The organism is Sphingomonas segetis (genome assembly GCF_009720245.1).
GTDB lineage: Bacteria > Pseudomonadota > Alphaproteobacteria > Sphingomonadales > Sphingomonadaceae > Sphingomicrobium > Sphingomicrobium segetis.
The window spans coordinates 1-12925 of the sequence record NZ_WJSQ01000075.1; the positions used below are offsets into that span (position 1 = coordinate 1).

A 12925-nucleotide genomic window follows, 5' to 3' on the forward strand; every position below is an offset into this window, starting at 1 on the left:
CGCAGAACGTGGACGTGACGAACGACGTGCTCGCCGCGCTCAACGCCGCGCTGCCGACGCTCGGAACCACCGCGCCGGCGACATCGCAGCCGCAGGGCCGCTAAGCCGCATGGCGGAAGCGAGCGGCAGTACCGCCGGAGGCCCGCTGGACGTCAAGCGGGTGATGGCGGCGCTGCCGCATCGCTATCCGATGCTCCTCGTCGACCGCGTCGAGAGCCTCGATCCCGACAAGGGGATCGTCGCGATCAAGGCGGTGACGATCAACGAACCGTTCTTCCAAGGCCATTTCCCCGCGCGCCCGATCATGCCCGGCGTGCTGATCGTCGAGGCGCTTGCCCAGGCCGCTGGTGTCCTGGCGGTCGAAGCGCTCGGCCTCGCCGGGTCGGGCAAGCTCGTCTATTTCATGGCCATCGACGGCGCCAAGTTCCGCGCGCCCGTCGAGCCGGGCGTGCTGCTTCGGCTCGAGGTCGAGTTCGTGCAGAAGCGGGCCAGTGTATGCAGGTTCGCCGGCCGCGCGCTGGTCGACGGCAAGCTCGCCGCCGAGGCCAATTTCACGGCGATGATCGCCGACCCGCCAGCCTGATCCCCGCGAACACCCCGCGCCGCTCGGTCCGATAGCTGAACGCGTCCTGATATCGCTGGTCGAAGGCATTGCTGATGCGCGCGAACAGCTCGATGCCCCGCCGGATCGAATAGGCAATCCGCGCGTCCGCAAGCCAATAGGAACCCAGGCCGACTCGGTCGAACGGGAAGGTGTCTCTGCTGTCGTGATGCCGCCCCACATAAGCGACACTCGCTCCGTAGCTGAAACAGCCCAACGCGCCGTCGAGCGCGACGGAACCGCTGTGCTTCGGTCGCCTGAGCTCCCGCACCTGGGCTCCCGAAGCGCTCTCCGGTTCGGTGGAGTCGAGGTACGCGTAGGTCGCGCCGAGCCGAAGCCGGTTGCTCAAATGCCAGACGAATTCGGCTTCGATGCCTTGGCGCATGCTGGTGCTGTCAAGGTTGACCGTGGTTCCGAGAAAGGCCGGCGGCGGAAAGATGGTGACGATCTCGTCGTGGAGCCGCTGCCGGTATGCGGTCAGGGATGCCGAGACCGCAGACCTGCGGAAGCGCAACGAAGCTTCGAACCCTCGTGAGCTCTCCGGCCCAAGCGAAGGATTTCCCACGAAATTGTTCGGGAAGAATCCATAGAGATCGAAGAAGGTGGGCTGTGCGATCCCTTCTCCATAGGAACCCGCAACCGAAAATCCGCCGCCGATGCCTGCGAGCACCGATGCTCGAAGCGTCGTCGCGTCCCTGAAGCGATTGAACCAATCCCGCCGAAGCGCGACGTCCGCCGTGATGCCTCGCGCTTCGGCGCGCCACTCGCCGGTCAGTGACTGGTGGTTGCGGCTCCGCTCCTGGTCGGTCGAGAGACCCGAAAGCGTGCCGCGGGCCTGGAAGGTTTCGCGCTCGAGTTCAGCCGCCGCGATCAGGCTGTGTTCGACGGCGCCGGTCGAGAAGCGGCGCTCCGCCTGTCCGCTGAAGGTCCGGCGCGTCCCGGTGGTGCGGTTGAGCGGGTCGTCGGCGCGATAGTTGCGGTTGGAGGAGCCGAGCAGCGATGCGGCGAGCCGACCGCTCCACGGCGACGTCTCCGTGCCGATTGCGGTCCACAGCCGTCCCGCGATGAGCCGGTTGCGACTGCTGTCGAGCGTATCGGCATGGGCGAAGGTGACCGGATCGAATCCGTCGAACTCGCTCCGGCCGGTGAGCGCGAGCGCCGCTACTCCGAACTCGACGGACGCCGCCGGCTTCCACGTGCCGCGCAGGCGGGCGGACAGGTTGCGGTAACCGTCCCTGTCACCCGGCCCGGCGACGCTGTTGATCCCCGCCGAACGCTGCCAGCCCAAAGCCCCCGATAGGTTTGTCGCTTCGCCCACGAACGCTTCCGAGACGCTGGCACGGCGCAATCCGAACGAGCCCGTTTCCGCCGAAAGCCAGTAGCCGGCTGCATGGTCGAGTCCGTTGACGGCGATGACGCCGCCGATCGCGTCCGACCCCCACAGCGCCGACTGCGGACCCCGGACGACTTCGATCCGCGACGCGAGGTCGGCGTTGAGCAGCTCGAAGCGCGGAGCACCACCCGAAGCGGGATCGTTAATCCTGATCCCGTCGACGAACAGCAAGCTGTGGTTCGCCTCGGCGCCGCGGATCCTGACTTCGGTGAGCGATCCCGAGGGCCCGGCGCTGGTGATGGCCGCCGAAGGGGTCAGGCGAAGCAGACCCACGACGAGAGGCTCGTCGAGCCGCTCGATCAATTGGCGGTCGATGATGGTGACGCTGGCCGCGGCTTCAGCCTGCTTCTGCGGAATGCGCGACGCGGTGATCACGATCGGGCTGGTGTCGATGGGCAATGCGAGCATTGGGATCCTCCCTGTTGACGAACCTGTCGTCACGGAAGGGTTGCGCGGCATCGAGGCAGCGCCCGCCCACGCCCCCGCGGCTGGTCCCGGCCGGGGAAACGGACGACCGATCAGGGCAGGTTCCCGGCTCTGCCGGCCAGGATTACGGAAACCTCGCCGGCGTCACGGTTGCGGGCACAGCGCCGGAATTGCACCGGCTTCCCTTTAAACCGCCCCCGGCCAGCCGAAGCCCGGACTTGTCCGGGCGATGGTTGGTGGGCGGCACCCTGATCGCGTGATCGTTGCTACGTCGCGTTCCAATGGACTGTCAAATTGCTGCTGCCGCGGTTATTGGGAGCGAATGACCAGCAATCATGGCCGCCTTGCCGTCCTCCTCTGCGCGATTGCCGGAGCCGCCGCGCTTCGACTCGTACCGCACCCGCCGAATTTCTCGCCGATCGATGCGATGGCGCTGTTCAGCGGCGCCTATCTCGGCAGGCGCGGCATTGCGTTCGTCGCGCCTCTCGCGGCCCTGCTGCTGAGCGATGTCGTGCTGGGCTTCTACAACGGCATGGCGACGGTCTATGCGACCGTGGCGCTGATCGTTGCCATCGGATGGTGGGTGTCTTCGCGCCGCACCCCGTTGCGCATCGCCGCGGCGGCGATCGCGAGCTCCGTGGTGTTCTTCGTGGTCACCAATTTGGGAATGTGGCTGTTCAGCGGCTTCTACCCGCTCACGCCCGCCGGCCTCGCCGCCTGCTACGTGGCTGCCATCCCGTTCTTCCAGAACACCGTCGCCGGCGACCTCTTTTATGCCGCGCTGCTGTTCGGCGGCTTCGCGCTTGCGCAGCATCTCCTGCCACAGCTGAGGGCAGGGGAGCCGCAGCCCGCCTGATTGTTGCCAATCCGGCACTCACCGGATAAGGCGCGCGCTCAACTTGCGCCGCTGGTCGGAAACCAGCAGCTAAGCCAAGGAAAACTCAGATGAAGTCCGCTACCCACCCCGATTATCACATGATCACCGTCGAAATGACCGACGGCTTCAAGTTCCAGACCCGTTCGACCTGGGGCAAGGAAGGCGACACGCTGCACCTCGAGATCGACCCCAAAGTGCACCCGGCGTGGACCGGCGGCACGCGCCAGGTCCAGGAAGGCGGCCAGGTCGCGCGCTTCAACAAGCGCTTTGGCGGCCTCACGCTGGGCAAAAAGTAACCTCAACGTTTCGATGATCGGCACGCATCGCTCGGCTCCGACGCTGGAGACCGAGCGCTTGCGGCTGCGCGCATGGCGCAAGGACGACTTCCGGCCGTACCACGCCATCCTCCGGCAGCCGGAAGTCTATCGGCACTTCGGCCCCGAACCGATGGGCGAGGAGGAATGCTGGCGGCGGCTGGCCGCTGCGGTCGGCATGTGGGACCTGCTCGGGTTCGGCGGTTGGGCCGTCGTTCGAACGTCAGACGACAAGCTCGTCGGCATGTTGAGCCTGTTCAACGCGTGGCGTGCTCTCGAGCCCATTTTCGGAGAGGAGCCAGAGATGGGCTGGATTTTTTCGCGGGAAGTGCACGGTCAGGGAATGGCCGGTGAGGCATGCCGCGCGGTCCTTCAGTGGGCCGAAGCCAACCTCGAACCGACGCCGATCTGGGCGATCATCGCACCGGCGAACGAGCCGTCATTGCGACTTGCGGACAAGCTGGGGTTCGAGTGGGTCGGCGACGCCACCTACCATGAGGATCCGACAATCGTGCTGAAGCGCCGGGCCTGGGCCTAGTTACCAGCCTCCTCCGCCGCCACCGCCGCCACCGCCCCCGGACGACCCGCCGCCGCTCGATCCCGGTGAGCTCGACGCCGAGCCGACCGCGCTCGACAGGGATGAGCCGACGCTGTCGACGAAGCTGCCCGGATTGCTCCACGGGCTGCTCGACCCGGAATACCAGGCGAAACTCTGCTGCCCCTGTGCAGCGGCCGCGGCGAGCACTCCCTCGAACCGCTCCGCCCAGCGGTTCTCCACCCCCAGCGCGATCGCGTAGGGCAGATATTTCTCAAACAGCTCGGGCGTGTCCTTCGGCGGCGTCAACCGGTCGAGCCGCTCGCCCTCGGCGATGGTGAGATATTGTTTGAAGCCGGCGATGTCGTCGAGAACCTTGCGGCCGTCCTTCGTCGGCGCCGCGATCCACCAGAAAGCCGATAGAACGATCGGCGCCGCGAGGAGCGGCAGGACTAGCGGCAGCCACCAGCCGCTGTCCAGCGCAGCGCCTAACACCGGCATTCCGATGGCGAAGGCGATTCCCAGCGCGGCCAGCCCGATGATCGTCAGCAGGCATTTCCCGGCCGTCGAATCATGGAAGCCTAGCCACAGCAGGGCGGTCACCAGAAGGCTGCCGATGACGACTCCGATTTGCCACATGACGGCGCCGTAGGTCGCGGCCGCGACCGCCGCGCAGGTGATCCAGAAGAGAGCGGCGAACAGGAGCAGGCCGGCGGCCGCCCAGCCGAGATTGCGCTTGAACAGCTTTCCTTCGTACCGGCCCTTCAGAATCGCCTCCAGGTTGCTCTTCGCGCTCTGGAAAGTCTTGTAGTTCTTCTGCTCCATCAGGATCGACTCACCGGTCGTGCAAAGCTCGCGCAGCGCGGCTTGCTCTTCCTCGGGCAGGGGCTTCTCGGACGCGAGGCGCTCGATCCTGACCTTGGTGCTCGAGAACCATCCGGGGTCTTCTTCGCTCATCCGGATGTGACCGCGCACACCCATGTCGACGAGCGCGGCGGCGAAGGTGCGGTTGTCGGCACCCATCTTGGTCACGTAGCGCATGCCCGCTGGCGTGAGGTCGTCGGGCGGCGAGAAGATCGGCACGACCGTCCCCGGCCGCGGGTCGCGCCCGGCGCGCTTCCACGCGACATAATAGAAAGCACCCAGGCCGATGAGGCTGAGCAGGCCGAGCAGGGGAGGGCCGTAATCCGCCAGCGCTTCGACGGCGCGACTGCCGGAGGACGGCCCGGCGACCACGCCCTTGGGAAAGGCGACGGCGACGGTGAGACCTTCATAAGCCTCGAGCGGGCGTGTAGTTCGGATCGTGATGTCGCCCGGCTTCTCTTCGACGACCTCGGCGTCCGACGCTGTCGAGCCCGTCGGGCCGGTATAGACCGAACGCTGTCCCAGCTTCACCGGCTCGGGAAGCCTGATGCGTGCCCAGGCTTCGTCGATCGGGAAGATCCATTTGTTACCGGTGGCGTTCCAATAGAGCTCGTCGAAATCGCGGAACCGGCCGATCTCGCGCGTGGCGCGGTAGCGAATCACATATTCGTGCTCGCCCTCGGCAACCTCGACATCCGGATCGCCGAGCTTGATCCGCACGCCGTCGCCGGCAGGCTCGACGGAAGCGTCGACCGGCATCCCGTCGAGGGTCGCGCCGTGGAAGGTAAAGCCGACATGGAACTGCGTGCCATGCGGGCCGCGGTAGCGCGTCGGGAAGTCGCGGTAGATACCGTGGACGATGCGGACGTGCTCGGCGTTGATGTCGATCGTCTCCGTGACCTCGATCGAGCTGTCCTTCTGGACATGGACGTCGCTCGAATAGCGGCTGATTCGCTCGTCCGCATGAGCAGGCGCAGCGCAAAGCAGCAGGGCCGCGGTGAGGACCAGGGACAGTCCCTCGATGAGGGACTGTCCCTCCGCTCGAACTCCGCCCATCAGGCCGCCGGACGGGCGAACGACACTTTCGGTGCGCTCTGGATCGCCGGGTCCTCGTCTTGGTAGAAGGGCTCTTCGGTGAAGCCCATCGGCCGCGCGATCAAAGTGGGCGGGAAGCTCTGGATGATCGTGTTGAGGTCGCGCACTGTAGCATTGTAATAGCGCCGCGCCCCCTGCAGCTCGGTCTCGATGGTGGCGAGTTGGTCCTGCAGCTGCAGGAAGTTGGTGTTGGCCTTGAGCTCGGGATAGGCCTCGGCGACCGCGAAGAGCCGCCCGAGCACGCCGGTCATCTGGGCGTCGGCCTGCGCGGCCGCTTCGACGCTGCCCGCGTTCACAGTCGCCGCGCGAGCGCGCGTGACCTCTTCGAACACCTCGCGCTCGTGCGTGGCGTAACCCTGAACGCTCTCGACGAGGTTGGGGATGAGGTCGGCGCGGCGGCGAAGCTGCACCGTGATCCCGCTGAACGCTTCCTTGACCAGCGCTCGCAGGCGGACCAGCTGGTTGTAGATGACGACGACGTAGAGCAGCGCGAGGACGACGAGTCCGAGTACGACCCAGCCGATCATGATTGTTCCCCCGATAGTTCGCTGCCGAACATAAGGGGTGTCACAGCCGTTCGCTAGAAGGCACTCAGGCCCGTGATCGCGCGCCCCATGATCAGGGCGTGGACGTCGTGCGTGCCCTCATAGGTGTTGACCGTCTCGAGGTTGGCGGCGTGGCGCATGACCTGGAACTCGGCCGAGATGCCGTTGCCGCCGTGCATGTCGCGAGCGGTTCGGGCGATGTCGAGCGCCTTGCCGCAATTGTTCCGCTTGATCAGGCTGATCGCCTCGGGCACGAGCTCGCCAGCCTCGAGCCTGCGCCCGACGCGAAGCGCCGCCTGCAATCCGAGCGTGATCTCTGTTGCCATGTTGGCGAGCTTCAGCTGCACGAGCTGGTTGGCCGCGAGCGGCTTGCCGAACTGCTTGCGGTCAAGCGTATATTCGCGCGCCGCGGCGTAGCAATATTCCGCCGCGCCCATTGAGCCCCAGGCAATACCGTAGCGTGCGCGGTTGAGGCAGCCGAATGGCCCCTTGAGCCCTTCGACATTCGGCAGCAGCGCATCCTCGCCGACTTCGACGCCGTCCATTACGATCTCGCCGGTGATGGAGGCGCGGAGCGACAGCTTCTCCTTGATCTTCGGCGCCGACAGCCCGGCCATGCCTTTCTCGAGAACGAAGCCGCGGATCTTGCCGCCGTGGGTGTCGGACTTCGCCCACACGACGAACACGTCGGCGATCGGCGAATTGGTGATCCACATCTTGGTGCCGTTGAGGCGGTAGCCGTCGGCCGTCTTTTCGGCGCGGGTGCGCATGCTTCCCGGGTCAGATCCGGAGTCGGGCTCGGTCAGCCCGAAGCAGCCGACCCATTCGCCGGTCGCGAGCCTGGGCAGATATTTCTGCCTTTGCTCCTCCGAGCCGTACGCGTTGATCGGGTACATGACGAGGCTCGACTGGACCGACATCGCCGAGCGGTAGCCGCTGTCGACGCGCTCGACCGCGCGCGCGATCAGGCCGTAGCTCACATAGCCGAGCCCGGCGCCGCCATATTCGGGTGCAACCGTCGCGCCGAGCAGACCGAGCGCGCCCATTTCGTCCATGATCTCGCGGTCGAACCGCTCCTCCATGTAAGCGGAGGTGACGCGCGGCTGCAGCTTCTCCTGCGCATAGGCTTCCGCCGTGTCGCGCACGAGCCGTTCTTCGCCCGTCAGCTGGCGATCGAGATCGAAAGGGTCCTGCCAGTTGAATGGCAGGATGGAGGGCTCGGCCACGTGTCTATTCCCCAGCAAAAGTGAGATTGCCGCGCTCTTAGCGGGGCGGCCGACAGCGCACCAGCCCGGCGCCAACGGTCGAAATTCCCTGCCGAATCCGCTCGGCCTCCTGGCCCGGATCGGAGGAGCAGTCCCGATTTGGAACTTGCTGCGCCACCGCGCGGCCAGCGGTTGCAGGGGAGCTGGTTTGCAGGCCGATTATGGCTTTTCGCGGCCTCCGCCGCCGCTGCCGAAGCTCCGCTTCAGCGTAATCCCGAAGCTTCGGTGGCGGTTGCGTTCGCGGACTTCGTCAAACACGAACAGCGGCTGCGCGCGGTTCGGGCGGAACAGCAGGCGGTCGCGATTCCCGCTGGTGTTGAACAGATTGTCGACGTCGAACGTCACTGCTGTGTTCGTCCACGGCCGGTATTCGACGAAGGCGGTCCAGTAGGGACTGCCGTTGAAGTTGGTGTCGAACTCGTCGGTGCGGTAGAAAGTGAAACGCTGATTATCGTTGACCGCGAAGCCGTACGACCATTTCCCTGAATCGCGGCGGACGTCGACGTTCCACTGCCAGGCCGGGTAATAGCCGCTCCACTTACGCGGATCGTGACGGATCGGGTCCTCGACGCGGGTCCGCTGCAACGTGCCGCTGCCCTTAACGCGCAGTCCGGTCCATAGCCGCGAAAGCGGGAGATCGAACGTCAGTTGCGCGAAATCGCGCCGGCCCGTTCCGAGATTGCCCGGAGCATCGAAGAAATTCCCTGCATCGTCCTGGATCAGGATTCGATCCTGGAGCAGGCTGACCTGGTCGTGTCCGAAGTCGAGCTTGACGAGTCCGTCGCCGAGCAGGGGATGCTCGACCGTCCCCCTGAACTCCCACGTTCGCTGCGGCTGAAGCTGGGCGTTACCGCCGCTCACCCGTTGCGCCGACAGATCGGCGAAGCTGATGAAGTCGTAAAAGTCGAGCTGCGCAACTGTGCGGCGTACCGATAGCTGCGCATGCCAGCCGCCGCCGGGCTTCCAGTCGAGCGACAGGCTCGGCTTCAGGAACTTGAGCTTGCGGTCCTCGGTGGCGTCACCGCTCACCGTCAGGTGTGAGAATTCGAAATTGACTCCGCCATCGACGCGGAGCTGCGGCGAGAGCGTCTTGCCCGCGTTGACATAGACCTCGGCGCGCTTCTCTTTCACCACGGCGTCCGCGATCGGAAGCTGGATCGGGATCTTCTCGCCGTCCTCGCCGATCTCCGAATAGGTCGTGTGGTTGTCGAGTGAGTTAAATGCTCCTTCCGCCCCGGCCTCGAAGGAGAGGCCGAGCACGTCCGCCCGGGCCCAGCTCACCCGCCCGATCGTTTCGTCACGCCTCGCGTCGACCAACTGCTCGAAGCCGCCGTTCACCGTCGCGCCGTCCTCGATCAGGCCGTCGCGCTGAATATATTGATCGAAAGTATGGCGCTTGCGGCGCGTCGCCAGGCCGACGAACTTGATCGCGCCGTCGGCGAGCGGGCGCGTGACGTCGCCGCCGAGCTCGAACACCGGGTTGCGATAATGCTGGTGGAGATTGTCGTCGTGCGGCGACCCGCCGGACGGCGTAACGCGGTTGCGTTGGAAGAGGTCGAACCGGCTTGGCTGCCACCGCGCGTTGAGCCGGTACGCGTCGCTGGGGCCGCGCTCGAGCGCAGAGGCAGCGGAGAGAAAGGGGTCGCGGTTTTCGTAAACGTTGTGCTTGCGGCGAAACTCGATCAGCTCCGCCGACCCAACATTGGTCAGGGTGTCGGTCCCTTCTTCATATTCTTTGTCGCGCTCCGTGCCCGCGGACAGGTTGATGCTCGACAAGCCTCTGCGGATGAGCGCGTTGCCCGACAGGTTCGGCTGGATGTAGCCGGTATAGCGGCGCGTCGCGTTCGCCGTCAGGTTCGCGTCGAAGCCGGCAGCATCCGACAAAACGATGTTGAGGACCTGGCTTTTGCCGGCATAGTCGGAGCCGTAGACGTCGCCAGGGCTGACCTCGACGCGCACCACCCGTTGGGCGGGGATCCGCTGCAGGGTGACGTCGAGCCGTTCGGATTTGGTGCTCGGCCGGGCGCCGTTGATGACGACATTGCCGGCCGTGCCGGCAAAGCCGCGAACATCCACGCTGCCGTTCACGCTTTGGGTGCTCCCGAGGTCGAGCTGGAAGCCGGGGACGTGCTGCACGACATCGTAGGCGGTGCGCGGCGCGAACGGGGCGAAGAAGTTTGCCTGATACACCGTCGTGCGGCTGCTCTGCGTCGAAGCGGGAGCCGCTTCGCCGGCGGGTTGCGCGGCCCGCGCCGGCGTTGCTCCGATGAGTGCTGTTGCTGCAACGCCGGCAAATAACGCTGACCGCAAGACATCCCCCTGTGTGAACTGTGCAAAGCGCTAGATTGACATCCGTCCGCCCGCGATCCGGCTTCGACCAATCGACAGGCGTTTCGGCGGGACGCCCGGCGGGGGCGACGGTCCGACGAACGCTCAGTGTTTTTCTGCGAACATCTTGAGCGTCATCAGCCTCTCGACCGGCGGCATCGGCGCCCCGGCGCCCGCGACGCGCCGGACGAAGTCGGGCGTGATCTCGAGCGCCTTGAGCTGCACGAGCGTGTCGACCGGCAGATGGCGGTAGCCGATGCGGTCGTACCCGGCGATGAACTCGGGCGTGATGTCGAGCGCCTTCAGCTGCACCAGCTCGTCGGCGGGGAGGTTGGCATAGCCCATCCGGACGAAACCCGAGATCCACTGCGGCGTGATGTTCAGCGCCTTGAACTGGATCAGCGAGTCGATCGTCCGGGGCCGGTAACCGGCGCGCGCCATTTCGCTGATGTAGGCGCCGCTCACGTCGAGAGCGGACAGCGCGATCAGGTCGTCGACCGAAGGCATCGGGTAGCGGGCGGCGGCGATCGCGTCGATCAACCCGCGGCGGGCGTTCACCGCCATCAGCGCGAAAGCCTCGTCGCGCGTCGGACGACGGATGCCGCGGCTCTCGAGGAGCTGCGTGAAGCCCGGATCGGCGGTGAAGCTGCAATTGCCGGAGGCATGGGATTGGCCGCCCTGACCCGAGCAATCGAGGCGCCCGGCTTCGCGGATCAGGGCAAAGCGTAAGGGGCGGTTACCGGCGCCACGAAACCCCGCAAGGTCGAGTCCCGAAAGCTCGGCCGGCCGGAATTCCGTCGACCAGTCGTGATCGTCACGCGGACCGTTTTCACTTCGAAAGTCGGCATGGACGAACTCGCCCCCGCGCCGCGGCTCGAGCGTGAAGTGGATCAGCCCGGCAGGCGCTGCAGTGCACGCGGACGACACGCTGATGAAGGCGAGGAGCAAGGCGCCGATCATGGCGAAAAAGCGGTTCATGGTGGCTCTCCTTTCAAAGTCTTCGGGCAAAGTTCGCCCGTCCGCCCGAAATGGGCGCTCGAAAATCCAGGTTCGGTTAGTTCAGTTGGTCGGTCGCTCGATCAGTCGTCGTGGGGATCGCGGGGCGGTTGCGGCGGCCGCGGCGGTCGCGGTCCCGCTATGAGCGCGCGGATCTCGTCCTTGTCGATGGGCCCCGTGACGTGCGCCCGGGAGAGTTCCTCCGGCGTAATTCCCATCGCCCGGAGCTCGACGAGGTCGTCGAGGCTGACCCGCACTCCCGTCGCCCGGATGCGCCGCATGTAATCGGGCGTTAGTCCGACCGCACGAGCCTCCGTGAGGTCGTCGGGACCAAGGTTCCCGAAACCCGCCTGCGCCAGCTCCTGGACATAGCGCGGGGTCACGCCGACCGCCTTCATCCCGACGATATCGTCCGCCGAGACGTTGCGCAGTGCGGGCGACGCCGCTCGCATCGCGGCGACATATTCAGGGGTGATACCGAGGGCTTTCATCTCGATCGCAGTCTCGATCGCGTCGTCGCTGCGGCCGCGCCCGGCGAACGCCGCCGACATTCCGGGAACGTCCGCCGCATTGACATAGGTGACGGCCCTTGCCCCGCTCGGACTTACGGCAACCATGCGCCTGCGGCCATGTGCGTCGGGCGGATAGATGGTCGCGGTTGCGCCGCTCGGCGCGGTCGCAACCATTACGCCGTTCTTGCTCACCACCTTCGAGCCGTTTGGCGCTTCGGACACGAAGTCCGGCTCCGTCGCCGCCGTCGCCGGCGCAATCGCCGCGGCGGCGGTGGCGACCGACGTGGACACGCCGCTGGCGATGAGGTGCGGCAGGTCGTTCGGAACCGCCGGCGTGCCAGGGTAGTAGGCCGACCCGGGCTCGCTGGCAGCGACAGCGCCGCTCTTGCGCGCGGGCTGCACGCCGCTTCCTGCAGGCGTAAACGTCAGCGCCGCGAGCGGCGCAGCGACCAGGATCGCGCCGACGAACACGCCGATGGCGAAGCTCCGCGCGACGGGGCTGCGCACCGACTTGCGGTCGAGCACCCGGGCAACCCGCCGCGCAAGCGAGGTCTTCGACGGCGCGACGCCATGAGCGCCGAGAAGAAGGCCAGGACATTCGTGCCGGGCGACTCCGACCAGCAGCTCGGCATAGTCGGTGTCGGCGATGTCGGCCGCGAGGACTGCGTCATCGGCGGCTTCCTCGCGCAGCTGGTGCGCTTCGCGGGCGAGCAGCCAGACGAGCGGATTGAACCAGAACAGCGCGGTCGCGATGCGCGCGAGCAGCAGCTTGGCCCAGTCCATACGGGCGACGTGGGCAAGCTCGTGGGCGATGATCGCCTCGGCTTCGCCGGACGCTTCGACGGCGCGGCTGTTGAGCAGGATCACGGGGCGCATCAGCCCCCAGCTGATCGGCGAGGCGAGCTCGTTGCTGGTGAGGAGGGCGGTGCCGTGCTTGAATCCCATGCGCCGCTGGGCGCGGGCAAGAGCGCTCAGCCAATGGCCGTCGACCAGCACGTCGGCCCGGGCTCGCAGCGCGAACAGCCGCGCGAGCGCAAGTGCGGTAATCAGGAGCAGGATCGCCGCAGGAAGCGCGTAAATAGCCGAGGCTGCGGCCGCTACGCTGATGCCTGGCCGCGAAACCGCGGGCGTGGCGGGGAGAAGCGCCGCGGGCGCGCTGCGGTGAGGCGTCGCG

General features: G+C 66.5%; 11 protein-coding genes and 1 riboswitch. Of the genes, 4 read left to right on the forward strand and 7 right to left on the reverse strand.

Going from position 1 to position 12925, the window contains the following annotated elements; genetic code table 11:
• The first annotated feature begins 109 nt into the window (after nt 1-109).
• Nucleotides 110-583, forward strand: coding sequence for a 3-hydroxyacyl-ACP dehydratase FabZ (fabZ, locus tag GH737_RS08720; RefSeq protein ID WP_155264449.1), 474 nt, complete (start codon nt 110-112; stop codon nt 581-583).
• On the opposite strand, the gene GH737_RS08725 is transcribed toward fabZ, so the two are convergent.
• Entirely contained in the window at nt 552-2402 is a 1851-nt protein-coding gene (locus tag GH737_RS08725; protein ID WP_196233062.1) for a TonB-dependent receptor plug domain-containing protein, read from the reverse strand. The genes fabZ and GH737_RS08725 overlap by 32 nt on opposite strands.
• 97 nt (nt 2403-2499) lie before the next feature.
• A riboswitch (cobalamin riboswitch) is annotated at nt 2500-2651 on the reverse strand.
• Between the two features lie 91 nt (nt 2652-2742).
• Between GH737_RS08725 and GH737_RS08730 the strand changes: the two genes are divergently transcribed.
• The 3 genes from GH737_RS08730 (at nt 2743) to GH737_RS08740 (ending at nt 4149) form a co-directional block, all read left to right on the forward strand.
• On the forward strand, nt 2743-3276 hold the full coding sequence (locus GH737_RS08730) for a DUF6580 family putative transport protein (protein ID WP_155264451.1): 534 nt from the start codon (nt 2743-2745) through the stop codon (nt 3274-3276).
• An 89-nt stretch (nt 3277-3365) separates the two neighbouring features.
• Nucleotides 3366-3593: a 50S ribosomal protein L31 gene (gene rpmE, locus GH737_RS08735; RefSeq protein ID WP_155264452.1), complete on the forward strand. Its 228-nt coding sequence runs from the start codon at nt 3366-3368 to the stop codon at nt 3591-3593.
• 13 nt (nt 3594-3606) lie between these two features.
• A complete protein-coding gene (locus GH737_RS08740; protein WP_155264453.1) occupies nt 3607-4149 on the forward strand; it encodes a GNAT family N-acetyltransferase in 543 nt (180 codons plus the stop codon).
• Here GH737_RS08740 and GH737_RS08745 read toward each other — a convergent pair whose 3' ends face one another.
• From GH737_RS08745 to GH737_RS08770, 6 genes are all read right to left on the reverse strand, one after another.
• Nucleotides 4150-6066, reverse strand: a complete 1917-nt coding sequence (locus GH737_RS08745; protein WP_155264454.1) for a DUF2207 domain-containing protein — start codon at nt 6064-6066, stop codon at nt 4150-4152.
• Nucleotides 6066-6632, reverse strand: coding sequence for a LemA family protein (locus tag GH737_RS08750; RefSeq protein ID WP_155264455.1), 567 nt, complete (start codon nt 6630-6632; stop codon nt 6066-6068). Before GH737_RS08750 ends, GH737_RS08745 begins: the two co-directional genes overlap by 1 nt.
• A gap of 53 nt (nt 6633-6685) precedes the next feature.
• Nucleotides 6686-7876: an acyl-CoA dehydrogenase gene (locus GH737_RS08755; protein WP_196233063.1), complete on the reverse strand. Its 1191-nt coding sequence runs from the start codon at nt 7874-7876 to the stop codon at nt 6686-6688.
• Between the two features lie 198 nt (nt 7877-8074).
• Nucleotides 8075-10225 (reverse strand): outer membrane beta-barrel protein, encoded by a 2151-nt coding sequence (locus GH737_RS08760; RefSeq protein WP_155264456.1) that lies wholly within the window; start codon nt 10223-10225, stop codon nt 8075-8077.
• A 123-nt stretch (nt 10226-10348) separates the two neighbouring features.
• A complete protein-coding gene (locus GH737_RS08765) occupies nt 10349-11221 on the reverse strand; it encodes a hypothetical protein (protein ID WP_155264457.1) in 873 nt (290 codons plus the stop codon).
• A gap of 101 nt (nt 11222-11322) precedes the next feature.
• On the reverse strand, nt 11323-12925 hold a 1603-nt coding region (locus GH737_RS08770), incomplete at its 5' end, for a M56 family metallopeptidase (protein ID WP_196233065.1).

What these genes read in the sequence shown, in the direction of transcription:
- fabZ (WP_155264449.1), top strand. Translation starts at nt 110, where the DNA reads ATGGCGGAAGCGAGCGGCAGTACCGCCGGAGGCCCGCTGGACGTCAAG.
- GH737_RS08725 (WP_196233062.1), bottom strand. Translation starts at nt 2,402, where the DNA reads ATGCTCGCATTGCCCATCGACACCAGCCCGATCGTGATCACCGCGTCG.
- GH737_RS08730 (WP_155264451.1), top strand. Translation starts at nt 2,743, where the DNA reads ATGACCAGCAATCATGGCCGCCTTGCCGTCCTCCTCTGCGCGATTGCC.
- rpmE (WP_155264452.1), top strand. Translation starts at nt 3,366, where the DNA reads ATGAAGTCCGCTACCCACCCCGATTATCACATGATCACCGTCGAAATG.
- GH737_RS08740 (WP_155264453.1), top strand. Translation starts at nt 3,607, where the DNA reads ATGATCGGCACGCATCGCTCGGCTCCGACGCTGGAGACCGAGCGCTTG.
- GH737_RS08745 (WP_155264454.1), bottom strand. Translation starts at nt 6,066, where the DNA reads ATGGGCGGAGTTCGAGCGGAGGGACAGTCCCTCATCGAGGGACTGTCC.
- GH737_RS08750 (WP_155264455.1), bottom strand. Translation starts at nt 6,632, where the DNA reads ATGATCGGCTGGGTCGTACTCGGACTCGTCGTCCTCGCGCTGCTCTAC.
- GH737_RS08765 (WP_155264457.1), bottom strand. Translation starts at nt 11,221, where the DNA reads ATGAACCGCTTTTTCGCCATGATCGGCGCCTTGCTCCTCGCCTTCATC.